The following is a 24664-nucleotide window of genomic DNA, read 5'->3' as shown; positions in this document are numbered from 1 at the left end:
GACACCGTCGTGAAGCAGAACAACGACGGCATCCTGTACCTGTTCAAGAAGAACAAGGTCAGCTTCTTCCATGGCCGTGGTTCGTTCGTCAAAGCCGCCGAAGGTGGCTATGAGATCAAGGTGGCGGGCGCCGCTGAAGAGACACTGACGGGCAAGCAGATCATCATCGCGACGGGTTCCAACGCCCGTGCGTTGCCTGGCACGCCGTTCGACGAAGAGTTCGTGCTGTCCAATGACGGCGCTTTGCGTGTTGGCGCAGTCCCCAAGAAGCTCGGCCTCATCGGCTCGGGTGTGATCGGGCTGGAAATGGGCTCGGTATGGCGCCGCCTGGGCGCTGATGTCACCATCCTTGAAGGCCTGCCCACCTTCCTGGGTGCGGTGGACGAGCAGATCGCCAAGGAAGCCAAGAAGGCCTTCGATAAGCAGGGCCTGAAGATCGAGCTGGGCGTGAAGGTCGGCGAGATCAAGACCGGCAAGAAGGGCGTGAGCATCGCCTATACCAATGCCAAGGGCGAAGCCGTGGCGCTGGACGTGGACAAGCTCATTGTCTCTATCGGTCGCGTGCCCAACACCATCGGCCTGAATACTGAAGCCGTGGGCTTGGCCCTGGATGAGCGCGGTGCGATCGTTGTGGACGGTGACTGCAAGACCAACCTGCCCGGCGTGTGGGCGGTGGGTGACGTGGTGCGTGGCCCGATGCTGGCACACAAGGCCGAGGAAGAGGGCGTTGCCGTGGCCGAGCGCATTGCCGGCCAGCACGGTCATGTCAACTTCAACACCGTGCCCTGGGTCATCTACACCAGCCCCGAGATCGCATGGGTGGGCCGTACCGAGCAGCAACTCAAGGCCGACGGCGTCAAGTACAAGTCTGGCACCTTCCCGTTCCTGGCCAACGGCCGCGCGCGCGCTTTGGGAGACACCACCGGCATGGTCAAGATGCTGGCCGATGCCGAGACTGACGAAATCCTGGGCGTGCACATCGTCGGCCCCCAGGCCAGCGAGCTGATTGCCGAAGCCGTCGTTGCCATGGAGTTCAAGGCGAGCAGCGAAGACATCGCCCGCATCTGCCATGCCCACCCCAGCTTGAGCGAAGCCACCAAGGAAGCAGCCCTGGCCGTGGACAAACGCACGCTGAACTTCTGATTTTTTGGATAAAAACGGGCTCTAGCGCTTATTCGGTAAGCGCTAGTAGCTATTAAATTCATAGTATCAGAGCATCCATCACGTGACTGTTAAACAGGCTTACCTGGCCGAATTGGCCAACAAAGGCTATCAAAGTGACCCTGCACAGTTGCGTGCAGTGGATGCCCTTCAGCGTTGTGCTGATGACTGGGCCGCGTACAAAGCCCAGCGTTCCAACGCGCTCAAGAAGCTGATCAACCGGCCTGATGTGCCGCGCGGCGTGTATATGTATGGCGGGGTAGGGCGGGGTAAAAGCTTTCTGATGGAATGCTTTTTTGACGCAGTGCCTTTAAAGCGCAAGGTTCGGCTGCACTTTCATGAGTTCATGCGCGAAGTGCACCGCGAACTGGCGGGCCTGCAGGGCACAGTAGACCCGCTGGATGTGCTGGGAGCGCGCATTGCCAAGCGCTACAAGCTCATCTGCTTTGACGAGTTTCACGTGGCTGACATCACCGATGCCATGATCCTGCATCGCTTGCTGGCGGCGCTGTTTCAGAACGGTGTGGGGTTCGTTACCACGTCCAATTTCAAGCCCGACGACCTGTATCCCGATGGCCTGCACCGCGACCGTATCCTGCCCGCTATTGCGCTGCTGAACGAGCGGCTCGAAGTGGTCAACGTGGACAACGGCACTGACTACCGCCGCCGAACACTCGAACAGGTGAAGCTGTACCACACCCCGCTCGGTCCACAAGCCGATGTCGAGATGAACACAGCCTTCGACCAACTGGCCGAAGTGCACGACGAAGACCCGGTGCTGCACATCGAGGCCCGCGAGATCCGCGCCCGCCGCAAGGCTGGTGGCGTGGTCTGGTTTGACTTCAGGACGTTGTGTGGCGGGCCGCGCTCGCAAAACGACTATCTCGAGATCGCCACCCAGTTTCACACTGTGCTGCTGTCGGATGTGCCCTATATGCCGGTCAGCATGGCGTCCCCTGCGCGGCGGTTTACCTGGCTGGTGGATGTGCTTTATGACCGGCGGGTAAAGCTGATCCTGTCTGCCGCCGTGGCCCCAGAGCAGCTCTATACCGAAGGCCCCCTGGCCCACGAGTTCCCTCGTACGGTGTCGCGGCTCAACGAGATGCAGTCCAAAGAATTTCTGGCGCTGGAGCGCCGGATGGTCGATACAGGGCTGACATGAGATTGCCACTGCGTTCAACCGTTGGCGTGTGGGCGCTTGCGTGCGCACTGCAGTCCCTGGCAGCTACGACGGCTGCGACCACGGGTGCAACGCAGGGTGCGGAGACTGCAACCGACGACAGCAAGGCTGCAGCGGCAGCCCATCGCAAAGCAGCGCGTGAGTTGATTCAACGCGAGCGTGCAGCCATCGCCGCCCAGCGCCAGAGCGATGAGGCGGTGTGTTACCAACGTTTCTCGGTGGAAGACTGCTTGCGTGGAGTGCGCGCGCAGGTGCGCGACGCTGAAGCGAGGCTGCGCAGCCAGGAGATTGATCTGAACGACGCTGAGCGCAAAGAGCGTGCAGCAGACCGTCTTCGGTCCATTGAGGAGAAACAAAAGCCGGTGTCCGGGGCTGCTTCACCTGCCCCAGCAATGGGTGCTGCGGTACGCAATGCTCCTGCTAACGCCCAGGCTACCAAAGCTCAGCGTGACCACGATGCAGAGTTGCGCGCGCAAGACCAGCGCAACCGGGTGCAGGCCCATGCCCGTGACCAATCGGTACGTAGCGCTGACAACGCCGACCGCGCCGCCAAGGCGCGTGCCCGGCAGGCTGAGGTTCTCAAGGCTGCCGAGACGCGCCGGGCAAGAGTCGACAAATCTCAGGCGCAGGCCGCTGCCGCTGGGCGCAAACCTGCAGCGTCTTTGCCACTTGATTCCACCGCGCGCTAGCGGCTTGGTTGCCTAGACCACCGCCTTTTCCAGGATCGGGGTGTAGGGGTTGCGGCTGTACGCGGTACTGGTAGAGGTTACCAACTCGTCAGGCGCGACTTGCTTCGATTGGCGTGAGGCGCGCCACTTTTTTTTCTTCCACCAGCGCTTCGATCTTGACGATCACGAGCGAGAGGTTGTCGCCGCCGCCCCGGGCACGCGAGCGGGCTTTTTCAATGAGGAACTCAGTGGCTTCACGCGGAGACAGCGAATCGACCACAGAAGCCAGCTCGGTCGGGGAGAAGTAGTGCCAAACGCCGTCGCTGCAGGCCACAAGCACGTCGCCCGGCTGCAGTTGCGGAACCACATGGGTGGTGATGGGAGGATCACTTTCGGTACCAAGGCAGCCCACCAGGATGTTGGAGTGGGGGTGGTTGTTGGCCTCGGCTTCGGTCAGCTCGCCGCGGTCCACCAGTGCCTGCACGTACGAATGGTCGCTGGTGCGAAACACCATGCGGGAGCCCTGAAAGTGGTAGATGCGCGAGTCGCCCGCATGCACCCAATGGCAGTCGCCGCGCGGGTTGATGAGGAAGGCTGCGATGGTGCTGTGGGGTTCTTGCTCGGCAGAGATGGCCGTGAGGCGAATGACGATGTGCGCCTCTTCCACCATGCTTTTGAGCATGGCTACCGGGTCATCCGTGTCCGGAGAGTAACGCTCGAACAACTGGCGCGCCGTCATCATGACCTGGTCGGACGCCTTGCGCCCACCGCTGCGTCCGCCCATTCCGTCGGCCACAACCCCCAGCACACAGCCGTTGTGCCGCTGATGCGAGATCAATGCGACCTGGTCTTGCTGGTATTCACGGTCACCCTTGTGGATGCCGGTGGACGCGATGAGGCGGAACGCTTTAGTCATGCTGCTGATTGTGGGGGGAGCGTGCGCAAACGCCCACCGGGGACAGCGGGCCAAGCGCGTATTATCCGCCCGCCTGTGGCATTTTTGCCATCCTGCGGCGCCATGCCTTGAAACCCAGCCTCCACTCCCCTCACCGACAACTGATCGAGCTACGCATGGAGCATGCGGATCTGGACGCTTTGATCGACCGCTGCGCCATCGATGCAGCGCCTGACGAGCTGACCCTGCGCCGCCTGAAGAAGCGCCGTCTCGTGATGCGTGATGCCCTGCAGCGCCTGGAGCGTGAGCTGCACCCGCAAGAGCCCGCCTGATGACACTGGCCGCAATGGTGCAGGAGGTTTTTGCCACCGACGGTGTTCTGGCCCGGGCGGATGTGCATTTTCAGCCGCGCGAGGGGCAGACCCAGATGGCAGCGGCCGTGGCGCGTACCATCGAAGAAGGGGGCGCGTTGGTGGTCGAGGCGGGCACCGGGGTGGGAAAGACGTTCTCCTATCTGGTTCCCGCGTTGCTCAGCGGCGAGCGGGTGCTGCTGTCAACCGCCACCAAGGCCCTGCAAGACCAGTTGTTTGCCCGCGATCTGCCGCGTTTGGCGCAGATTCTGGGTGTGCCCGTGAAAATGGCGCTGCTCAAAGGCCGCGGCAGCTACCTGTGCCTGTACCGCATGGAGCAGGCTCGCCACGATGCGCAGGCCCAGGACCGTGGCGTGGTGCGCGTACTTGCCAAGGTCGAAGCCTGGTCGCACGCTACAAAATCAGGAGACCTGGCAGAGCTGACGGGGCTGGACGAGCGTTCTCCGGTCATTCCGCTGGTGACGTCCACCCGTGAAAACTGCCTGGGCTCGCAGTGCCCGCGGTTTCGGGGCTGCCATGTTCATTTGGCCCGGCGTGAAGCCCTTGCGGCTGACATCGTCGTCATCAACCACCATCTTTTCTTTGCCGACGCGGCGGTGCGCGAGTCGGGCATGGCCGAGTTGCTGCCCACCGTGCGTGTGGTGGTGTTCGATGAAGCGCACCAGATCAACGAGACGGGGGTGCAGTTTCTAGGATTGCAGCTGTCTACGGGACAGTTGATGGACTTCAGCCGTGATCTGTTGGCGGTGGGTTTGCAGTATGCCCGCGGGTTGGCCGACTGGACGGGGCTGGCGGGACTGGTTGAGCTGTCTGCTCGGGATCTGCGCCTGGCTGCGGGTGAGTTTCGGGGCGGCGCCAAACTACGATGGATCGACGAGGTACCAGACGGCGTGACAGCCGACGCGTGGCGGGCTGCCATGGCCCGCGTGGCGTGGGCTTGCACCCAGGCTCAGGAGGCGCTCGACACCGTCAGCGAAATAGCCCCAGACTTTGTTCGTCTGTATGAGCGTGGCGCGGAGTTGTTGACGAAATGGGCCCGGTTTTCAGGCCCTGGCAACGCCGATACGGTTCGCTGGCTGGATGTGGGAACTCAATTGCGCCTCATGGAGTCGCCCCTGGACATCGCGGAGGCCATGACCACGCGCATTCTGGGCGCGCCCGCCGAACACGCAGATGCTGACGGCTGGCCACAGGGTGCAGACGACGTGCCGGCACGTGCGTGGATCTTCACATCTGCGACGCTTGGTGACGACGACCGCCTTACCTGGTTTACCGAACGCGCTGGATTGCAAGATGCCGAGGTCTTGCGTGTGGCCAGTCCGTTTGACTACGCAGCGCAAGCGGCGCTCTATGTGCCCCGCCAACTTCCATCCCCTGCGGACCCGGCGCACAGTGGTGCATTGGCGCATTGGGTGGGTGACGCCGCAGAACAGTTGGGCGGGCGCACGCTGGTACTCACCACCACCTTGAAAGCCCTGCGCAACATCGGCGACCTGCTCAAAACCCGCTTTGCAGCATCCGGTACGCTGGAGGTACTGGTGCAAGGCGAATGGCCCAAGCGGCGGCTGATGGAGCGCTTTCGCGAGGGAAGTGATCAGGGGCAGCCTGGCTGCGTACTGGTGGCCTCCGCGACCTTCTGGGAAGGGTTTGATGTGCCAGGCGATGCGCTTCAGTTGGTGGTGATCGACAAACTGCCATTCCCCCCGCCCGGCGATCCACTTGTGGAGGCGCGCACGCAAAAAATTGAGAAGGCGGGTGGAAAAGCTTTCAAGTCCTACGCGCTGCCTGAGGCCGCTGTGGCACTGAAGCAAGGTGCTGGACGTCTCATACGGCGCGAATCAGACCGGGGAATACTGGTGGTAGGTGACACGCGGCTCGTCACCATGGGCTACGGCAAACGCCTGCTCTCTGCCTTGCCCCCCATGCGGCGTCTGGAATCTCCGGAGGCGTTTGAAGAGGCCCTGCTGGCGCTTACCAGAACTTCCACCACGGATCAGCCTTGCCTTTGAGGCCGCTCTTGACCATTTCGCTTTGGGGGTAAGACGTGTCCATTACCCGGCGGGCATCGTCGCGCAGCTGCGTCATGCCCAGCGCGTCGTACGACTGGATGAGGATGTACAGCGCTTCTTCGAGGGCAGGCACGCCCTGGTAGTCGGCCAGTGCCACCTGCGCACGGCTGATGGCAGCTACGTAGGCACCCCGCTGGAAGTAGTAGCGCGCCACGTGCACTTCGTACTGCGCCAGCGAGTTCACGATGTAGGTCATGCGCTGGCGCGAATCCTGCGCGTAACGTGATTCTGGGAACCGCGTAACCAGCTCGCTGAAGGCTTCGAACGAGTCCTTGGCGGCCTTCTGGTCCCGTTCCGACAGATCCTGGCGTGAGATAAAGGAGAACAGACCCAGGTTGTCGTTGAAGTTGACCAGCCCCTTGAGGTACAGCGCGTAGTCGAGCGCAGGACTGGCAGGGTGCAGCTTCATGAAACGGTCGAGCGTTGCAATGGCCTGGGCCTTTTCGCCTGCCTTGTAGTGGGCAAAAGCCTTGTCGATCTGGGCTTGCTGTGCCAGTGGAGTGCCTGCAGCGCGACCCTCAAGCTTTTCGAGCAGGGGAACCGCCTTGTCATAGGCGCCGCTGCTCATCTCGTCCTGCGCCTCGGCGTGGATGCGGTTCGGGCTCCATCCCGCTGTTTTGTCTTCGGTGGTGCTGGAACAGCCTGCCAGCAGGCCAGCAACCAGCAGGGCGGAAACGAGGGGCAGTGGGGCACGCAGCATCGCAAGCAGCTTTCAGCAAAGGGGGAAACGGGTGTGGCGGGGCGTTACAGGTACCAGACGATGCAATGATGCAAGCAAGTCTCTCTGGGGCGGCCCGAGGCACGAAAAGGCATTGTACTGGTGGCCGCGCCTGTCAATAGACGTTACATGCTGGACATTGGTGCCCGCGGGGTGCGGGGCTTTCTACAATGGCTTCCATGTTTGTTCACTTGCGCCTGCACACCGAGTTTTCCGTCGTAGACGGTACCAACCGCATCGATGAGGTGGCCAAGGCGGCTGCCAAGGACAGCCAGCCTGCGCTGGCCATCACCGATCTCAACAACCTTTTTGGCGCCATCAAGTTTTACAAGGAAACCCGGGGTAAGGGCGTCAAGCCCATTTTGGGGGCCGAGATATTCCTGGAAGGCGAAGCCGGCAGTGGGCCGTCGCGCATCATCGTTCTGGTGCAAAGCCGCCAGGGCTACCTTAACCTGTCAGAGCTGTTGGCCCGCGCGTGGACGCGCAACATCGTCAAGAACCAGGCGCTGTGCACCTGGGACTGGCTGCAGGAGCTCTCCGAGGGCCTGATTGCCCTGGCGGGCGCGCAGGCAGGGCCTGTGGGCCAGGCCCTGCTCAAGGGCGATGACTCTGGTGCCGCCGATGTGGCGCTGCGCCTGGCTGGGATTTTTCCGCATCGCTTTTACATTGAGCTGCAGCGCGCTGGCCGCGCGGACGATGAAAGCCATGTGGTTGCTGCCGCCGAACTGGCCGCGCGCCTGAACCTGCCGGTCGTGGCAACGCATCCGGTTCAGTTTGCAACCGCAGATGACTACGAAGCGCATGAAGCGCGTATCTGCATCTCAGAGGGCGAAATTCTGGCCAACCCGCGGCGTGTGCGCAAGTTCACGCGCGACCAGTATTTCAAGTCTTCGGCCGAGATGGAGGCATTGTTTGCCGATGTGCCCTCGGCCATTGCCAACACGGTCGAGATTGCCCAGCGCTGCAACCTGACCCTGGTGCTGGGCAAGCCGCAACTTCCGGACTTTCCCACCCCCAACGGCATGCCAATTGACGAGTACTTTCGCGTGGCCTCGTTCGAGGGGCTGGAGGTGCGTTTGGAGTTGCTGTACCCGAACGTGGTAGAGCGGGACAAGCAGCGCCCACGGTACGTGGAGCGCCTGGAGTTCGAGATCGGCACCATCCTCAAGATGGGGTTCCCGGGCTACTTTCTCATCGTGGGCGACTTCATTCAGTGGGCCAAGGCCAACGGATGCCCGGTGGGGCCAGGCCGGGGTTCCGGTGCGGGGTCGCTGGTGGCGTATGCGCTCAAGATCACGGACCTCGATCCGCTGGAATACAACCTGCTGTTCGAGCGGTTCCTGAACCCGGAGCGGGTGTCCATGCCCGACTTCGACATTGATTTTTGCCAGTCCAACCGCGACCGGGTCATTGACTACGTGAAGGACAAATACGGCAAAAACGCCGTGAGCCAGATTGCCACGTTTGGAACGATGGCCGCCAAGGCCGCGATCCGCGACGTGGGTCGGGTGATGGACATGAGCTACACCTTCTGCGACGGCATCTCCAAGCTCGTGCCTGGCAAGCCCGGCATGTCGTACACGCTGCAATACCCGCCTGATCCGAAGAAGGAGGGCGACAAAAACAACTACGCGCTGGAGCTGGAGCCCATGCTCTACGAGCGGGTGCGCAAGGAAGAAGACGTCAAGACCGTCATCGAGATGGCGCAAAAGCTCGAAGGGATGACCCGCAACATCGGCATGCACGCCGGTGGGGTGTTGATTGCGCCGGGCAAGCTGACGGACTTTTGCCCGCTGTACCAGCAGCCGGGCAGCGAGTCGGCGGTGAGCCAGTACGACAAGGACGACGTGGAGGCCATCGGCCTCGTCAAGTTCGACTTCTTGGGGCTGGCGACGCTGACCATCCTGGAGATCGCCCGCGAGTTCATCATCAAGCGCCACAAGGGCCAAGAGAACTTCGCCTTTGAAACCATTCCGCTGGACGACGGGCCGACCTACCGTCTGTTCTCCGAAGGCAAGACCGAGGCCGTATTCCAGTTTGAAAGCCGCGGCATGCAGGGCATGCTCAAGGAAGCCAAGCCGAGCCGACTGGAAGACCTGATTGCGCTCAATGCGCTGTATCGCCCGGGGCCCATGGACCTGATTCCGAGCTTCGTGAACCGCAAACACGGCAAGGAAGTGGTGGAGTACCCGCACCCTCTGGTGGAGCCCGTCTTGGCCGAGACCTACGGGATCATGGTCTATCAAGAGCAGGTGATGCAGACCGCCCAGGTGCTGGGGGGCTACAGCCTGGGCGGTGCTGACATGCTGCGCCGCGCCATGGGCAAGAAGAAGGCCGAGGAGATGGCCGAGCACCGTGAGATCTTTCGCAAGGGTGCGGCCGAAAAGAACATCAGCCAGGAGAAGGCTGACGAGGTGTTCGATTTGATGGAGAAGTTCGCGGGTTACGGCTTCAACAAGTCGCATGCTGCCGCTTACTCCTTGCTCGCGTACCACACCGGCTGGCTCAAGGTGCATTTCACCGCCGAGTTCTTCTGCGCCAACATGACCGTTGAAATGGACGACACCGACAAGCTCAAGGTGTTGTACGAGGATGCGGTCAAAAATTTCGGCATCAGCTTTGAACCACCGGACGTGAACCGGGGCTTTTACCGGTTCGAGCCGGTCACCGACAAGATCATTCGCTACGGCCTGGGTGCCGTAAAAGGTGCTGGCCAGCAGGCTGTTGAAGCCGTCGTGGCCGCGCGCGAAGGGCGGGGAGAGGGGCCGCAGGGCTCAACCAAAGGGCCTTTCGCCAGCCTGTTTGATTTTTGCTTGCGCGTGGACAAGGCGCGCATGAACAAGCGCTCGGTCGAGGCGCTGATTAAGGCAGGGGCTTTTGATTCGATCAACCTCAACCGCGCAGCGATGGTGGCGTCCATCGACCGGGCGTTTGAGTTTGCGGCGGCTACGCTGGCCAACGTGAATCAGGGGGGCTTGTTCGACATGATGGGCGATGACGCCCATGGCTCCAGCACGCAGGAGCCCGATCTGGTGGATGCCGTTCCCTGGGGAATCAAGGAACGGCTCACGCTCGAAAAAACGGCGGTGGGGTTCTACCTGTCAGGTCACCTTTTTGACGAAGTGGCCACCGAAGTGCGGCGTTTTGTGCGCACGCAGATCGACGAGCTTCTGGACAGCCGCGAGCCGCAGGTGCTTGCGGGCATCATCAGCGACTTTCGGGTCATCAACGGGCAGCGCGGCAAGTTGGGCCTGTTCAAGCTGGATGACAAGTCGGCGGTGATCGAGGCGTCGGCCGATGAGGCCCTTCTCAATACCTACCGCAACCAGCTCAAAGAAGACGAGTTTGTCGTCATGATGGGGCGTTTGCAGCTGGATCATTTCAGCGGCGGTCTGCGGGTGAAGGTGCAGCAGGTGTGGGATCTGGCCGGGGCGCGTTGCCGGTTTGGCAAGTACCTGCATGTCATGGTGGGTGACAAAGCGCCCGACGTACCCCGTCTGGTGCGCGAGTTTCCTGCCCGGCGCGAAGAGGTGGCCGAGGGTGAGCTGGTGCACGGCCTGCGTGTTCGCATGGGTGTGCGTTGCACTGCGGATGACGCTTCAGCCGTTGCTGAATTGCAGCTGGGCGAAAGCGCGCGTTTCTACCCCACCGACGCTGCTCTGGCGGCTTGGTTGGCGCAGGCAGGCACCGGTACCGCCACTGTGGTGTACGAGTAGTTCAGGGGCGCCAGAGAGAATCTGCACCGCATGGCTTGAAAAAACCGGGTCAACAACCAATTTCTCTCACAGCAGCACCCCGCGTGGGTCGCTAGAATGAATTTCATGGCAACAAAACCACCTTCACCCCCCACCGCGCCGCCCGTGACCCGGCCTGCGCGGGATGACGGCGGTTCGGTCGTGCTCGAAAGACGCACCCAAAAGACCCAGCCACCGCAGATGTACCAGGTGGTCATGCTCAATGACGACTACACCCCCATGGAGTTCGTCATCGTGGTTTTGCAGGAGTTTTTCAGCAAAGACCGTGAACAAGCCACCCAAATCATGTTGAAGATTCACCTCGATGGCAAAGGCGTCTGCGGCGTTTACTCGCGCGATGTGGCTGCCACCAAGGTCGAACAAGTGCTTGACGCCGCCCTCAAGGCGGGCCACCCACTGCAATGTGTCAGTGAACCTGTTGAATAACAGGTTTTTGATCCCGATCTACAGTTATCTCTTCCACGCAAGCACAAAGGAGTTCACATGATTGCCCAGGAACTGGAAGTCAGCTTGCACATGGCCTTTGTTGAGGCCCGCCAGCAGCGCCACGAGTTCATTACCGTGGAGCATCTGTTGCTTGCACTGCTCGATAATCCCAGCGCAGCGGAGGTGCTGCGCGCTTGTTCGGCCAACATCGATGATCTGCGCTCATCGCTGTCTAACTTCATTAAAGACAACACGCCTCAGGTTGCTGGCAGCGATGAGGTAGATACCCAGCCCACGCTGGGCTTTCAGCGTGTGATCCAGCGCGCCATCATGCACGTGCAGTCCACGGGCAACGGCAAAAAAGAGGTGACGGGCGCCAACGTGCTTGTGGCCATTTTTGGCGAGAAAGATTCGCACGCCGTGTACTACCTGCACCAGCAGGGTGTGACGCGCCTGGACGTGGTCAACTTTATCGCCCATGGCATCAAGAAGGGCGAGCCGCCAGAACCCGCCAAGCCCGAAAGTCAGGGAGAAGGCGAAGAGGGCGGTTCCTCAGAGCGTAATGAAAAAGCCTCCCCGCTGGAGCAGTTCACGCAGAACCTGAACCAGGCGGCCAAGGACGGCAAGATCGATCCGCTGATCGGGCGCCACTACGAGGTGGAGCGCACCATCCAGATCCTGTGCCGTCGCCGCAAGAACAACCCGCTGCTGGTGGGTGAAGCGGGCGTGGGCAAGACGGCCATTGCAGAAGGCCTAGCGTGGCGCATCACGCAAAACGACGTGCCGGAAATCCTGGCCGAGGCGGTGGTGTATTCGCTCGACATGGGCGCTTTGCTGGCTGGTACCAAATACCGCGGTGATTTCGAGCAGCGCTTGAAGGGCGTGCTCAAGTCCCTCAAGGACAAGCCCAACGCCATTTTGTTCATCGACGAGATCCACACCCTGATCGGTGCGGGTGCTGCGTCTGGCGGCACGCTCGATGCGTCCAATCTGCTCAAGCCAGCGCTGTCCAGCGGCCAACTCAAGTGCATCGGTGCGACCACCTTCACGGAATACCGTGGCATCTTCGAAAAAGATGCTGCGCTGTCGCGCCGCTTCCAGAAGGTGGACGTGGTGGAGCCCACGGTGCAGGAAACCATCGACATTCTGAAGGGCCTGAAGTCGCGCTTTGAAGAGCACCACAGCGTGAAGTACGCTGCGGCGGCACTGCAAGCCGCAGCCGAGCTGAGCGCCAAGTACATCAACGACCGCCATCTGCCCGACAAGGCGATTGACGTGATCGATGAAGCCGGTGCTGCGCAGCGCATCATGGTGCCGAGCAAGCGCAAGAAGACCATTGGCAAGGCCGAGATCGAAGAGATCGTGGCCAAGATCGCGCGCATTCCTCCTGCCAACGTGTCCAACGACGACCGCGGCAAGCTGCAGACGCTGGAACGCGACCTGAAGAGTGTGGTGTTTGGCCAAGACAAGGCGCTCGAAGTGCTCGCCAGTTCGGTCAAGATGGCCCGCTCGGGCCTGGGCAAGGGCGACAAGCCCATTGGCTCGTTCCTGTTCAGCGGCCCCACGGGCGTGGGCAAGACCGAAGCGGCCAAGCAGTTGGCCTACATCATGGGCATTGAGTTGCTGCGCTTTGACATGTCGGAATACATGGAGCGCCACGCCGTCAGCCGCCTGATCGGTGCGCCTCCCGGCTACGTGGGCTTTGACCAGGGGGGCTTGCTGACAGAGGCCGTCACCAAGAAACCGCACTGCGTGCTGCTGCTCGACGAAATCGAGAAGGCGCACCCGGACATCTTCAACGTGCTGCTGCAGGTGATGGACCATGGCACGCTGACCGACAACAACGGGCGCAAGGCCGACTTCCGCAACGTGCTCATCATCATGACCACCAACGCGGGCGCCGAGACCATGAACAAGGCGACCATCGGCTTTACCAACCCGCGCCAGGCGGGCGACGAAATGGGCGACATCAAGCGCCTGTTCACGCCAGAGTTCCGCAATCGGCTGGACGCCATCGTCAACTTCAAGGCGCTCGATGAGCAGATCATCCTGCGCGTGGTCGACAAGTTCCTGCTGCAGCTGGAGACGCAACTGGCCGAGAAGAAGGTCGAAGTTACCTTCACCGACACGCTGCGCAAGCACTTGGCCAAGAAGGGTTTCGATCCGCTCATGGGCGCCCGCCCGATGCAGCGTCTGATCCAGGACACCATCCGCCGGGCGCTGGCCGACGAGCTGCTGTTCGGTCGCTTGACGGAAGGTGGACGCCTGACGGTGGACGTTGAGCTCAAGACTGATGACAAGGGTGTTGAGACGTCTGAAGTGCTGCTAGACATTCAGCCCTTGCCCAAGAAGGAGCGTTCTGCCAAGTCTGAGCCAACCGAGCCGGAAGAGGCTACTGCCGACTGAGCGCGCTGAGTTGCAGCACGACGCCTTGGTGCGAAGTGCTGCTGCAGAATCAAAAAAGCCCGTGGCGCACGCCTCGGGCTTTTTTTATGGTCGCCGCACCGCTGCAGCTGGATGAAGCTTTAGCCGTTCGGGTTGAGCTGGTCGAAGCCTCGGGCGGCGCTGCAACAAGACCCGAGAGAATGATTCAAGCGGTTGGGTGCCGTCGCCTCCATCCAGCAAAGCCCCATCAACTGCGTTTTGCAGTCTTACTGCGGCCCCTGCAGCCGCTCCAGCAGCGCCGCGGTGGGGTAACCATCGGCCACTGCACCAATGCTTTGCTGAAACCGGCGCAGGCCTGCGCGCGTAGCCGGGCCCATCACGCCGTCTGGCGTGCCTGCGTCAAACCCCTTGTCATTGAGAGCCGTCTGCAACTGGCGCAACTGGTCGCGGCGCAGGGGTTCTATGTCTCGGGGCCACGCCGTGGCGATGGGCGGGCCGCCCTCGATCTGGCGCGCCAGAAGGCTCACACCCAGTGCATAGTTGACCGAGTTGTTGTAGCGCAGGATGGTGCGGAAATTGGCGCCCACCAGAAACGCGGGGCCCCGTGCGCCTGCAGGGGTAATGACGGAGGCCTCGCCCATCTCTGGCAGCGCCTGGCCGTCCAGCGCACGCACCCCTTCCGCCGCCCAGGCGGTGGCGTTCTGGCGGGTGGTGAGTTCTGCGCGTGCGTAGTCAAAGCCTGCGGGCAGTTGCACTTCAACGCCCCACGGCTGGCCACTTTGCCAGCCCATGCGTGACAGAAAGTGCGCGGTGGACGCCGTCACATCCGGGATGCTGCCCCAGATGTCGCGGTGGCCGTCGCCATCCGAATCGACCGCATAGGTCAAAAAAACCGAAGGCAAAAACTGCGTGTGCCCCATAGCGCCCGCCCACGAGCCGATCATCCGGTCTGCCGCGATGTCGCCCTGGTCCACGATGCGCAACACCGCCAGCAGCTCGGTCTGGGCCCAGGTGCGGCGGCGCCCTTCAAAAGCCAGGGTGGCCAACGCATCGACCGCGCGGAACGTACCGAAGTTGCTGCCGTAGTTGCTCTCCATGCCCCAGATGGCCGTGATGACCGGCGCCGGAACCCCGTAGCGCGCGGCGGCGGCATCCAGCGGCGCCTGGTGCTCGGCCCGCTTGGCCTGGCCCTGGGCGATGCGCTGGGCCGACACGGCGCTGTCGAGGTAGGCCCAGGGCGTGCGGGTGAACTCCGGCTGGGCGCGGTCCAAGTCGACCACGCGCGGCAGAAGCTGCGCATTGCCCAGCACCGTACGTACGGTCTCTGGGCGGATGTTGGCGGCCAGCGCCTGGGTGGAAAACTGGTCGCGCCAGGCAACAAATGCCGCCTGTTCTGCGGATTCGGCGGTGCCTGTGGGCGAAACCGCTGCAGTGGCTGCTGTGGCGGCCGATGACACCGCGGGTGTGGTTGGTGTGATCAATGGGGCCGGTGCGGTGGGGGCCGGTACAGCCGCGGGCTGCTGCGCAGTGCGGGGCGCTGTGCGCGACGTTGCATCGGGTGGTGTGGCAGATGCACACCCAGAAACCGCAATGGCTGTGCCCAGCGCAAGCCACCAGGCGGTCGAGAGATGGAAAGAGGGGGCTGAAAGGGGGTGGAGAGGGCGTGTCTGCATCAATACATTGTCGTGCCCCTGCCCATGGCATCTGCCCACGTGGGGGTGTATCGATTTGCAAACCTGTGTTACTACTGAATTGATAGCTGTCAGCGCTTGATTGACTAGCGCTAGGTGCCAAAAACACTATAAATCCGGTTACAGTCGGGCACAGCCTGTCTCCCGCCCGCCTACCGCTTTTTACAGCCATGCCCCCCCATACCTTTCTCTGGCACGACTACGAAACCTTCGGTGCCAACACGCGCCGCGACCGCCCGGCGCAGTTCGCGGCGATCCGCACCGATGCGGAACTCAATGAAATCGGCGACCCGCTGATGATCTATTGCCAGCCCGCCAACGACTACCTGCCCGACCCGGTGTCGTGCCTCATCACCGGCATCACGCCGCAGCAGTGTCTGGAACAGGGCGTGCCAGAGCACCAGTTTGCAGCCCGTATCGAGGCCGAGTTTGCGCAGCCCGGCACCATTGGCGTGGGCTACAACACCATCCGGTTTGACGACGAGATCACGCGCTTCATGTTCTGGCGCAACCTCATCGACCCTTATGCGCGCGAGTGGCAGAACCAGTGCGGGCGCTGGGACTTGCTGGATGTGGTGCGCATGACCTACGCGCTGCGGCCCGACGGCATCACCTGGCCCAAGAAGGAAGACGGCGCGCCCAGCTTCAAGCTGGAGCACCTGTCCAAAGCCAATGGCCTGCTGCATGAGGCGGCGCACGACGCCTTGTCGGATGTGCGCGCCACCATTGCGCTGGCGCGGCTCATTCGCCAACACAACACCAAGCTGTTTGACTTTGCGCTGAGCCTGCACAAGAAGGACCGCGTGGCCGCCGAGCTGCGCCTGCCCGCCACCACCAGCACGGCGCGGCCGTTTCTGCATGTGTCCGGCATGTTCCCCACCGAGCGCGGTTGCCTGGCCGTGATGTGGCCGCTGGCCAGCCACCCCACCAACAAGAACGAGCTGATCGCCTGGGACCTGGCCCACGACCCGCGCGAGCTGGCCACGCTGAATGTGGATGACATCCGCCTGCGCATGTTCAGCAAGGCCGACGCGCTGCCTGAAGGCGTGACGCGCCTGCCCATCAAGACCATCCACCTCAACAAGTCGCCCATGGTGGTGGGCAATGTGAACACGCTCACGCCTGCGCTGGCGCAGCGCTGGGGCATCGACCTGGCGCAGGCCGTACAGCACGCCGAGGTGGCGCGTGCGCTGCCAGACATGAGCGGCATCTGGCCCGCAGTGTTTGCCCGCCCACAAGAGCCCGCACCCGATGTGGACCAGGACCTGTACGGCGGTTTTGTGGGTAACAACGACCGGCGCCTGCTGAACGACCTGCGCACCCTGAGCGGCGACAAGCTGGCCAAGGCGCGTGCGAACTTTGACGACCCGCGCCTGGCCGAGCTGCTGTGGCGCTACCGGGCGCGCAACTTCCCCACAACGCTGTCGCCTGAAGAGCGAGAGCGCTGGGAGGCGCACCGCGCCGCCTGCCTGTTCGACGGCCAGGGCGGGGCACGCACGGTGGAGCAGTTGTTCACCGAGATCGATGAAATGTCGGAAACCGCCGATGACGACCGTACCCAGGACATCCTGGGCGCCTTGTACGATTACGCGGAACACATCGCACCTGAACGATGACTCCCCCCTGAGGCGCTGCGCGCCTTCCCCCGGAGGGGGACGCACCCGGTGGCCTGGCAAAGCCAGTTCCAAGGGTGCACTGGCACTAGGGCGCGCCAGCAGTGATCGCCCCGTTTTGTAAGTAGCCCCGCAGAAACAGCGCAGATTTTTATGACGACACCGCAAAACCAAAGCTTCACCACCCAGATCGTGCACGCCGACCGCCTGGGCGGTGCCGAGCACGGCGCCATCCACAAGCCCATCCACACCTCGGTGCAATACGGCTATGACAAGGTCGAAGACCTGATCGCCGTGTTCCAGGGCACGGCCAAGGGCGGCTTCAACTACGCGCGCCAGGGCACACCCACCACGGCGGCGCTGGAATCGAAGATCACACAGATGGAGCGCGGGCTGGGCACCATTGCGTTCTCCACCGGCATGGCGGGCATCTGCGCGGTGTTCCTCACGCTGCTCAAGGCGGGCGACCACCTGGTGGCCAGCCAGTTTGTGTTTGGCAACACCAACAGCGTGCTGGGCACGCTGGCCGACCTGGGCATTGAAGTCACCACCGTGGACGTGACCAACGCCGCCAACGTGGCCGCGGCGCTGCGCCCCAACACCCGCATGGTGTTTGTCGAGACCATTGCCAACCCCGGCACGCAGATCCCGGACCTGGAAGGCATTGGCGCCCTGTGCAAGGCGCACGGCGCGCTGTATGTGGTCGACAACACCGTGGCATCGCCCTACCTGTTCCGCGCGGCCACGGTGGGCGCGGGGCTGGTGGTCAACTCGCTCACCAAAAGCATCGGCGGCCATGGCGACGCGCTGGGTGGTGCCATCACCGACACCGGCTTGTTCGACTGGTCGAACTACCCCAACATTTTTGCGGCCTACCGCAAGGGCGACCCCAAAGGATGGGGCCTGCAGCAGCTGCGCAAAAAAGGCCTGCGCGACATGGGCGGCACCTTGTCGTCCCACGCCGCGCACCAGCTGGCACTGGGCGCCGAAACGCTGACCCTGCGCATGGACCGCACCAGCGCCACCGCGCTGGCGCTGGCCCAGTGGCTAGAGGCGCACCCCGCCGTATCGCGCGTGCTGTACCCCATGCTGCCATCGCACCCGCAACACGACCAGGCGCGCAAGCACCTCAAGGCTGGCTCGTGGCTGCTGTCGTTTGAGCTGCGCGACCCCGATCAATGTTTGCCCGTGTGCAACCGCCTGCAGCTGCCCATCAAGGCGACTGGCCTGGCCGACACGCGCACGCTGATCATCCCGGTGGCCCACACCATCTTCTGGGAGGCGGGCCCCGAAGTGCGCGCCACCATGGGCATTGCCGACAGCATGATCCGCCTGTCGGTGGGGCTGGAAGAAGTAGACGATTTGCTGGCCGACTTTGAGCAGGCGCTCGCCGGAGCCTGAGGCCCAGCCTTTGAACACACGCCAACCCTGACCGGGAGCCCACCATGTCCACAGCCGCCTCAGCCCCGCCTGCCAACATCGGTAAGTACCGCATCGAACGCGAGCTGGGGCGGGGCGCCAGTGGCATTGTGTTTTTGGGGCTGGACGGCTTTCGGGGCCGCAAGGTGGCCATCAAGCAGACGCATGCGTATCTGCTCAAACAACCCGACCAGGCCGACCGCTACCGCAAGCTGCTGCGCAACGAAGCCGCGCTGTCGGGTCGCTTGCGGCACCCCAACATCGTTCGCCTGCTCGACGCCGACGAAGAAGCCTTTCCGCCGTATCTGGTGCTTGAGTATGTAGACGGCCAGGCCCTGTCTGACTTTGCCACCCCCGACACCTTGCTGCCCGTGCCCCAGGTGCTCGACATCGCCTTCAAGTGCTGCAACGCGCTGGAATACGCCTGCCGCGAAGGCCTTGTCCACCGCGACATCAAGCCCGCCAACCTCATGCTGGCCCGCGATGGGGATGTGAAGCTGACCGACTTTGGCGCGGCCCTGTCGCTGCGCAGCGACGCCACCCAGCTGTCGGGCCTGGTCGGCTCGCCCTCGTACATGTCGCCAGAGCAAGTGCGCGAGCAAGACCTGACCCACCACAGCGACATGTTCTCGCTGGCCGTGGTGGTGTACGAGTTGCTCACCGGGCGCCGCCCGTTTGATGGCGACACCGACTTTGCGACGCTTTACAAGATCAGCAACGAAACCCCCACGCCCCCCAGTCTGTTGCGCGCCTCGCTGCCCGCCCATGTAGACGACGTGCTGCTGCGCGCCCTGGCCAAGCAGCCCGCCGACCGCTTTGCCACCTGGGACGACTTTGCACAAGCCCTGCTGGCCGCCCACCAAAGCCTGCCCCGCCAAAAATCGCAAGATACCGAGGCCGAGCGCTTTGCGCGGCTGCGCGCGCTGCCGTTTTTTGCCGACTTTCACGACGTCGCCCTGTGGGAGCTGATGCGCCTGGGCAACTGGCGCAGGCTAGAGGCCGGCACCGTGCTGATGCGCGAAAACACCCCCGGTGACTCGTTCTGCATCCTCATCGAAGGCCAGGTCGCCGTCAGCCGCCAAGGCTGGAGCCTGAGCACCCTGGGCCCCGGCGTCACCCTGGGCGAAATGACCTACCTGCGCCCCGAGAACAAAACGCGCACCGCCTCCGCCGTGGCCGAGACCGAAGTGCTGGTGCTCAAAGTGCGCAACCCGGCGCTGCGCGAGGCGTCGGAGGATTTGCAATCGCGGTTTGACAAAGCCTTTATCAAGCTGCTGGTGGGGCGGCTTATTGCCACCAATGAGCAGTTGGCGGAGTGGGAACAGGGGTTGAGTGAGCCGGAGTGAGTTGGGGTGGCGGAGCGTAGAGTGGGTGAAGTTACCCTGGCTTCTGTGAAGTGGAGCTATAAAAGTTATAGCTACTAGCGCTTGATGGATAAGCGATAGAGGCCACAAAAGACTAAAAAATGGGTTGCGATTGACAACTCGGTCGCGGCAGCGGAACTTCTGAGTTCGACCCTGAAGTGACGCTCGGGTTGTGCAATGGTTGCGGTCCTTTATTCACCGCGCCCAAACATGCGCTCTCAGATGTATTGCAATCGCCGACTTGATCGGCCTCTGGAGACTCAAATGAGCATTGATGAACACAAAGGTCCAGGTGAAGGCGCTCTTTCTTGTGCGATTGATCCCGTGCTAGATGCCGCTGTCGATACGCTTGTCTCGATACCTGCGCCTTTGCGCAAGACCGCCTGGGGTGTTTTTTCCCGTATCACGGGGGCGTACATCGACAAATGGGTCGCAAAAGCAGAGAGAGAACCAGCGCTCACGCGCGCTTACACAGCCGCAGAGGTTCAGCAGATTAAGGCGACCTCTGCTCACATCGCTGCACAAATCCAAGTTCCCCCAGAATTTCCCATCGCTGCTTGGCAGCGACATGCGGAAAAGATCGTCATGGGCCAGCAAAATTTGGTGAAGATATGTGATGTCGCTCACCAGGAACTTGTCGAACCGTGGCTTGACGACTCCCCACTTTTGCCCAGCCAGCCCCACGAGGTGATCAGCGATGACTGGCTTAACACCTTCGAAGCCGAAGGGGCAAAAATGAGCAGCGACTATATGCAAAGGGTATTTGGGAAGGTTCTGGCGCGCGAAATTCGCAAGCCCGGAAGCGTTTCATTGAGAACGGTTCGATTGACGGCCCAACTTGACCGACAGGTAGCAGAAATGTTTGCCACGTACTGCTCAATGGCGAGCGCACTTTTGGACGGCAAAGAGGTAGGCATTCTGATGCTCATTACTGCGGGGAAAAATCCTGTCAGGAACGCTTTGAGCGACTTTGGACTGAGCTACCGTGTACTGTTGGCGCTCGTGGAATACGGGCTAATAAACTCCTCCCTGCAAACCATTCAAGAAATCGGACTTCATGAGCCCAATGATTCGATTGAGTATCTCTATTGTGGAGAGCGTTGGAAGGCGTTCGAAACCTCGATGAATTCAGGCGTCCGCCTGTGCCGTTTGACGGGGATTGCTGCAACGATAGCTGGCACAGAGCTCTACTCAGCGGTTACGCCAACCCGCAATCTGGAGTACGAGACATTGCTCACAAACCATTGGAAAGCGTCCGGCTTCAGACTCGAGCGCGCAGCGACAGCTAGCTCGCTGTAGAGCAAAGCTACATCTCAAGGGCCTGCGCCAGGAAGTGGTGCAGTTGCACCGGGCCAGCCCGCTTTCGGCTTCGCAAATTGCGCGTGTGGAATATGCGCAGCTATGCCTAAGCCGAGGCCAGGGCTTCGATTTGCATTGGTGGGCATGGGAGGCCCTCATGCAGGCTCTTGAACGGCCGGTGGCGGGCGATATTCAGATCCTGGGGCAGGAGGCCAAGACGTGAGCGTAACGTCACGTGCCGCCGTTCGGCGCCATGAGCTGCTGTCCGACCTGTTTGCGACGGCAGAGCGGTGGCTGCTTGAACAGGACCTCGCGCCAGAGGCAGCCAGCGTGACAGCATCCGGCCTTGTCGATCACATAGTCAATCACTGGGGCGGCCAGGTGATCAGCATCCCCAAGGACGTGCGCTACATGCTCACCATGCGCGAGTTGGAAATCTACGATCAGCACACGGGCGACAACACGGCCGAGCTCGCCCGGAAATACCATATGTCCCTGCGTGGGATGAATAAGCTCCTCAACCGCATTCGCGCCAAGATCAAAGCAGCCCGGGAGGCCGATGCCGCCCCCGGCCAACTGGACATGCTGGAGCCGCCAGAGCCAGTCTGAGTAATTTCATCGGTTGCAACGCAATTACAGCGGCCCGTTTCGGTCCATCCCGGCTCATCCCCCCAAATCCCGATTTATCGCGCCGTTTTGGGTTTGTTTATCTCAACACCCTTTACAAGACGAATGAGAATTAATATCATTTGATCGCCTGAGTACGCACACTCCGTCCACCGCAAAAGGCTCCTCCAAGGAGTTTTGCCATGGACCTGGGCACACCGCAGCCAAGCCAATCCCACCCAGCCAACAGTTTTCCGCCCGCACCGGCCACCTTGCCGTTGTGGGAGCGCACCATGCAGCGCGCCCGTGGCGCAGCGTGCTTGGGCCAGATGGCGATGGCGCTGGCGTATCAGCAGCAGGCGCTGGCGCTGTCGTTGCGCGTGCTGCAGCAGGTTCCCCCGGCGGGGCGTGAGGACGATTGCGTTGCGGCGCTGGTGGTGTCCCATCTGAACGTTGCCGACCTGCAGGCGCAGGCTGCCGAGCTGGATGCGGCGGCGCATCTGCGGTGCCGGGCGCATGCGCTGGTATTGGGGTTGCTGGCCGATGGCCGCCACAGCCCGGCGCTGCGCCAGGCGGCCGTGCGGCACAGCCGTGAAACCCTGGCTGCTTTGTTTGCACACGTGGCCGACCACGGCCCGCACCCCGCCATTGCCCAGGCGCTGGCCAGCCCGCGTCGCGTGGGGCTGCAGCACTGACTGTGTGGCTGCGTGCCCCGCAACTGCCGCCAGCAGCGATTCCGCCCTGCGTCTCTTTCTTCTTTCTCTCTTCCTTCCCTTGTTCTTACCTCTGCCTGAAAGCACCATGCCCTACACGCTGCCTGCCTTGCCCTATGCCTATGACGCGCTGGAGCCCCACATCGATGCCCGCACGATGGAGATCCACCACGCCAAGCACCACCAGACCTACATCAACAACCTGAACACCGCGCTGGCGGGCACGGCGCATGCCGATCTGCCCGTTGATGAACTGGTGGCGGGCCTGTCGCTGTTGCCGGAACCGCTGCAAGGCCCGGTGCGCAACAACGGGGGCGGGCATGCCAACCACAGCCTGTTCTGGAGCGTGATGTCGCCCCAAGGCGGCGGCCAGCCGCAGGGCGATCTGGCGCGTGCCATCGACACGGATCTGGGGGGCTTTGATGCGTTCAAGGGGGCGTTCACCCAAGCGGCGCTGACCCGCTTTGGCAGCGGTTGGGCCTGGTTGTGCGTGAACAAGGCGGGCCAGCTGGCGGTGGAAAACACGGGCAACCAGGACAGCCCGCTGATGGCCGGTGTCATGACAGGCCACACGCCCATCCTGGGGTTGGATGTGTGGGAGCACGCCTATTACCTGCAGTACCAAAACCGCCGCCCTGAATACATCGCCGCGTTTTACAACGTGATCGACTGGGCCGAGGTGGCGCGCCGCTATGCATTTGCCACAACCCCCTGAGCGGCTGCGCCGCTTTCCCCTTCTCTCACGCTGTGCGCGGAACGGGGGACGTGGGACGACACCAGTGGCCTGGCGAAGCCAGTTCCACGGCGTCCGCTGGCTTGGTGCGCGCCAGTTTTAAGCGCCGCGTATCACTACTGGTATGGATGAAAACCACAGGAAAACTGCCATGCAGACACCGACCCCCACCACCGACGTGACCATGGAGCGTGTTTCCGCGCTGCGGCTGCGTCAGCGCATAGGCATCGCCATCGTTCTGCTGGGCATGCTGGCCGCCTCGGCCCAGGTGTGGCAGTGGATTGCGGGCCAACCCGTGGTGCTGAATGCGCTGGGGGGCGGCATGGTGGCCGCGCTGGCCACGGCGCTGGGCACTTTGCCGGTGCTGCTGTCGCAGCGTTTGTCCGAGCGCACGCAAGACACGCTGTTTGGCTTTGGCGCGGGGGTCATGCTGGCGGCGTGTTCGTTCTCGCTGATCATCCCCGGCATCCACGCCGCGCGGGCGGGCGGGGCAGGGGCTTGGGCTGCGGGGGCAACGCTGGGCGCGGCCATTTTGTTGGGCGCTCTGGCGTTGCTGTGGATGGAGCGGCTGCTGCCGCACGAGCATTTCATCAAAGGCGTGGAGGGCGGCCAGACATCGCGCACCCTGCAGCGCACCTGGTTGTTTGTGTTTGCCATCGCTTTGCACAACCTGCCCGAAGGGCTGGCGATTGGCGTGGCGTATGCGGGCGGCGACGCCTTGCGCGCCAGCGCGCTGGCCACGGGCATCGCCATTCAAGACGTGCCCGAGGGGCTGGTGGTGGCCATGGCATTGCTTGCGGCGGGCTACAAGCGGTCGCTGGCGGTGGGCCTGGGCATGGCATCGGGTTTGGTCGAGCCGGTGGGCGCTGTGCTGGGGGCTGCGGTGGTCAGCACTTCGGCCAGCCTGTTGCCCTGGGGGCTGGGGTTTGCAGCGGGCGCCATGCTGTTTGTGATCAGCCACGAGATCATCCCCGAGTCCCACCGCAAGGGGCACGAGGCCTGGGCCACAGGCGGGTTGATGGTGGGGTTTGTGATCATGATGGTGTTGGACACGGCCTTGGGGTGACACGCTCACTTTTAGCCAGAGCTGCTTCGCGGAGTTTTGCTAGCCGCTCTTCGGCGCGCGTCACGAGGTAGGGGCTGTTTGCCCTCGACCAGAGCACTGGCTGCTGGGCTTTGCTCTGCTGGAGTGCGTTGGAGTCACACGCATCGCCCAAACCCCAGCCGCGTGTTCACCGCTGCGGCAGGCCCTTGGCCATTTGCGATAACTGCGCAGCCCTCGCAGTGTTCAAGGCCTCCACACAGAGCAAGCGGCGCATTTCGAGGCCATTGCCCACCGCGCCGCCACCCAGGGACTTCTGCAGATTGCAGTGTTCGGTGCGGTGCTTAGCAAAAGCCCGGTCTGCGGCATTCAGTTGGCGTCTGGCTGCAGCTTTGTACTTGGCATTTTCGTCCCAGCGGTCGATGGTTGATGCCAGCACGGTGCGCGCTTGCGTCAGTTCGATCTCGCTGGCGGCTGCCGCTTTGCCAAGGCAGGTGAGCCTGTCCGCCTGAGAGTAAGCGTCGCAATCTTCTACAGACGCGCTCGCGCTGGCAGG

At 62.5% G+C, this 24664-nt stretch carries 20 protein-coding genes; 16 read left to right on the top strand and 4 right to left on the bottom strand.

Features of this window, described 5'->3' with window-relative positions; translation table 11 throughout:
* The 3 genes from lpdA to ACK4OE_RS19520 all read left to right on the top strand — a co-directional run.
* On the top strand, positions 1 to 1143 hold a 1143-nt coding region (lpdA, locus tag ACK4OE_RS19530), incomplete at its 5' end, for a dihydrolipoyl dehydrogenase (protein WP_409887220.1).
* 82 nt (positions 1144 to 1225) lie between these two features.
* Entirely contained in the window at positions 1226 to 2323 is a 1098-nt protein-coding gene (zapE, locus tag ACK4OE_RS19525) for a cell division protein ZapE (RefSeq protein ID WP_409887218.1), read from the top strand.
* Positions 2320 to 3030, top strand: a complete 711-nt coding sequence (locus ACK4OE_RS19520) for a hypothetical protein (protein ID WP_409887216.1) — start codon at positions 2320 to 2322, stop codon at positions 3028 to 3030. Before zapE ends, ACK4OE_RS19520 begins: the two co-directional genes overlap by 4 nt.
* Before the next feature lie 88 nt (positions 3031 to 3118).
* Here ACK4OE_RS19520 and ACK4OE_RS19515 read toward each other — a convergent pair whose 3' ends face one another.
* Positions 3119 to 3925, bottom strand: coding sequence for a PP2C family protein-serine/threonine phosphatase (locus ACK4OE_RS19515; protein ID WP_409887214.1), 807 nt, complete (start codon positions 3923 to 3925; stop codon positions 3119 to 3121).
* Between the two features lie 107 nt (positions 3926 to 4032).
* Between ACK4OE_RS19515 and ACK4OE_RS19510 the strand changes: the two genes are divergently transcribed.
* Both ACK4OE_RS19510 and ACK4OE_RS19505 read left to right on the top strand, forming a co-directional pair.
* Complete coding sequence (locus ACK4OE_RS19510; protein ID WP_305617333.1) at positions 4033 to 4236, top strand: YdcH family protein; 204 nt, start codon at positions 4033 to 4035, stop codon at positions 4234 to 4236.
* A complete protein-coding gene (locus ACK4OE_RS19505; protein WP_409887212.1) occupies positions 4236 to 6284 on the top strand; it encodes an ATP-dependent DNA helicase in 2049 nt (682 codons plus the stop codon). Before ACK4OE_RS19510 ends, ACK4OE_RS19505 begins: the two co-directional genes overlap by 1 nt.
* On the opposite strand, the gene ACK4OE_RS19500 is transcribed toward ACK4OE_RS19505, so the two are convergent.
* Positions 6247 to 7044 (bottom strand): outer membrane protein assembly factor BamD, encoded by a 798-nt coding sequence (locus ACK4OE_RS19500; RefSeq protein WP_409887211.1) that lies wholly within the window; start codon positions 7042 to 7044, stop codon positions 6247 to 6249. The genes ACK4OE_RS19505 and ACK4OE_RS19500 overlap by 38 nt on opposite strands.
* A 197-nt stretch (positions 7045 to 7241) precedes the next feature.
* On the opposite strand from ACK4OE_RS19500, the gene dnaE reads away from it, so the two are divergent.
* From dnaE to clpA, 3 genes are all read left to right on the top strand, one after another.
* The gene (gene dnaE / locus ACK4OE_RS19495; protein WP_409887209.1) at positions 7242 to 10778 is read left to right on the top strand and encodes a DNA polymerase III subunit alpha; all 3537 of its coding nucleotides are present in this window, start codon (positions 7242 to 7244) and stop codon (positions 10776 to 10778) included.
* Between the two features lie 96 nt (positions 10779 to 10874).
* Positions 10875 to 11243: an ATP-dependent Clp protease adapter ClpS gene (clpS, locus tag ACK4OE_RS19490; RefSeq protein WP_409887207.1), complete on the top strand. Its 369-nt coding sequence runs from the start codon at positions 10875 to 10877 to the stop codon at positions 11241 to 11243.
* A 57-nt stretch (positions 11244 to 11300) separates the two neighbouring features.
* Positions 11301 to 13649 carry an ATP-dependent Clp protease ATP-binding subunit ClpA gene (gene clpA / locus ACK4OE_RS19485; RefSeq protein WP_409887205.1) on the top strand — a complete coding sequence of 783 codons (2349 nt, stop codon included), beginning with the start codon at positions 11301 to 11303 and terminating at the stop codon, positions 13647 to 13649.
* A gap of 245 nt (positions 13650 to 13894) precedes the next feature.
* Here clpA and ACK4OE_RS19480 read toward each other — a convergent pair whose 3' ends face one another.
* Positions 13895 to 15301 carry a lytic murein transglycosylase gene (locus ACK4OE_RS19480; RefSeq protein ID WP_409887203.1) on the bottom strand — a complete coding sequence of 469 codons (1407 nt, stop codon included), beginning with the start codon at positions 15299 to 15301 and terminating at the stop codon, positions 13895 to 13897.
* 188 nt (positions 15302 to 15489) lie between these two features.
* Between ACK4OE_RS19480 and sbcB the strand changes: the two genes are divergently transcribed.
* From sbcB to ACK4OE_RS19440, 8 genes are all read left to right on the top strand, one after another.
* The gene (sbcB, locus tag ACK4OE_RS19475) at positions 15490 to 16935 is read left to right on the top strand and encodes an exodeoxyribonuclease I (RefSeq protein ID WP_409887201.1); all 1446 of its coding nucleotides are present in this window, start codon (positions 15490 to 15492) and stop codon (positions 16933 to 16935) included.
* A gap of 150 nt (positions 16936 to 17085) precedes the next feature.
* Complete coding sequence (locus ACK4OE_RS19470; RefSeq protein WP_409887199.1) at positions 17086 to 18333, top strand: cystathionine gamma-synthase family protein; 1248 nt, start codon at positions 17086 to 17088, stop codon at positions 18331 to 18333.
* Positions 18334 to 18377: 44 nt separating this feature from the next.
* The gene (locus ACK4OE_RS19465) at positions 18378 to 19697 is read left to right on the top strand and encodes a protein kinase domain-containing protein (RefSeq protein ID WP_409887197.1); all 1320 of its coding nucleotides are present in this window, start codon (positions 18378 to 18380) and stop codon (positions 19695 to 19697) included.
* Positions 19698 to 19979: 282 nt separating this feature from the next.
* Entirely contained in the window at positions 19980 to 21014 is a 1035-nt protein-coding gene (locus ACK4OE_RS19460) for a DUF2806 domain-containing protein (RefSeq protein ID WP_409887195.1), read from the top strand.
* Positions 21015 to 21233: 219 nt separating this feature from the next.
* The gene (locus ACK4OE_RS19455; protein WP_409887193.1) at positions 21234 to 21623 is read left to right on the top strand and encodes a Mor transcription activator family protein; all 390 of its coding nucleotides are present in this window, start codon (positions 21234 to 21236) and stop codon (positions 21621 to 21623) included.
* 200 nt (positions 21624 to 21823) lie between these two features.
* A complete protein-coding gene (locus tag ACK4OE_RS19450; protein ID WP_409887191.1) occupies positions 21824 to 22315 on the top strand; it encodes a hypothetical protein in 492 nt (163 codons plus the stop codon).
* A gap of 106 nt (positions 22316 to 22421) precedes the next feature.
* Complete coding sequence (locus tag ACK4OE_RS19445) at positions 22422 to 23048, top strand: superoxide dismutase (protein ID WP_409887189.1); 627 nt, start codon at positions 22422 to 22424, stop codon at positions 23046 to 23048.
* A gap of 265 nt (positions 23049 to 23313) precedes the next feature.
* A complete protein-coding gene (locus ACK4OE_RS19440; RefSeq protein WP_409887222.1) occupies positions 23314 to 24132 on the top strand; it encodes a ZIP family metal transporter in 819 nt (272 codons plus the stop codon).
* A 166-nt stretch (positions 24133 to 24298) separates the two neighbouring features.
* On the opposite strand, the gene ACK4OE_RS19435 is transcribed toward ACK4OE_RS19440, so the two are convergent.
* The coding region (locus ACK4OE_RS19435; protein WP_409887187.1) for a lysozyme inhibitor LprI family protein at positions 24299 to 24664 on the bottom strand (366 nt) is incomplete at its 5' end.

This window comes from Acidovorax sp. (assembly GCF_046314175.1).
GTDB lineage: Bacteria > Pseudomonadota > Gammaproteobacteria > Burkholderiales > Burkholderiaceae_C > Acidovorax.
This window is presented reverse-complemented; position numbering and strand designations above follow the sequence as displayed.

What these genes read in the sequence shown, in the direction of transcription:
- ACK4OE_RS19520 (WP_409887216.1), top strand. Translation starts at nt 2,320, where the DNA reads ATGAGATTGCCACTGCGTTCAACCGTTGGCGTGTGGGCGCTTGCGTGC.
- ACK4OE_RS19515 (WP_409887214.1), bottom strand. Translation starts at nt 3,925, where the DNA reads ATGACTAAAGCGTTCCGCCTCATCGCGTCCACCGGCATCCACAAGGGT.
- ACK4OE_RS19505 (WP_409887212.1), top strand. Translation starts at nt 4,236, where the DNA reads ATGACACTGGCCGCAATGGTGCAGGAGGTTTTTGCCACCGACGGTGTT.
- ACK4OE_RS19500 (WP_409887211.1), bottom strand. Translation starts at nt 7,044, where the DNA reads ATGCTGCGTGCCCCACTGCCCCTCGTTTCCGCCCTGCTGGTTGCTGGC.
- dnaE (WP_409887209.1), top strand. Translation starts at nt 7,242, where the DNA reads ATGTTTGTTCACTTGCGCCTGCACACCGAGTTTTCCGTCGTAGACGGT.
- clpS (WP_409887207.1), top strand. Translation starts at nt 10,875, where the DNA reads ATGAATTTCATGGCAACAAAACCACCTTCACCCCCCACCGCGCCGCCC.
- clpA (WP_409887205.1), top strand. Translation starts at nt 11,301, where the DNA reads ATGATTGCCCAGGAACTGGAAGTCAGCTTGCACATGGCCTTTGTTGAG.
- ACK4OE_RS19480 (WP_409887203.1), bottom strand. Translation starts at nt 15,301, where the DNA reads ATGCAGACACGCCCTCTCCACCCCCTTTCAGCCCCCTCTTTCCATCTC.
- sbcB (WP_409887201.1), top strand. Translation starts at nt 15,490, where the DNA reads ATGCCCCCCCATACCTTTCTCTGGCACGACTACGAAACCTTCGGTGCC.
- ACK4OE_RS19470 (WP_409887199.1), top strand. Translation starts at nt 17,086, where the DNA reads ATGACGACACCGCAAAACCAAAGCTTCACCACCCAGATCGTGCACGCC.
- ACK4OE_RS19465 (WP_409887197.1), top strand. Translation starts at nt 18,378, where the DNA reads ATGTCCACAGCCGCCTCAGCCCCGCCTGCCAACATCGGTAAGTACCGC.
- ACK4OE_RS19460 (WP_409887195.1), top strand. Translation starts at nt 19,980, where the DNA reads ATGAGCATTGATGAACACAAAGGTCCAGGTGAAGGCGCTCTTTCTTGT.
- ACK4OE_RS19450 (WP_409887191.1), top strand. Translation starts at nt 21,824, where the DNA reads ATGGACCTGGGCACACCGCAGCCAAGCCAATCCCACCCAGCCAACAGT.
- ACK4OE_RS19445 (WP_409887189.1), top strand. Translation starts at nt 22,422, where the DNA reads ATGCCCTACACGCTGCCTGCCTTGCCCTATGCCTATGACGCGCTGGAG.
- ACK4OE_RS19440 (WP_409887222.1), top strand. Translation starts at nt 23,314, where the DNA reads ATGCTGGCCGCCTCGGCCCAGGTGTGGCAGTGGATTGCGGGCCAACCC.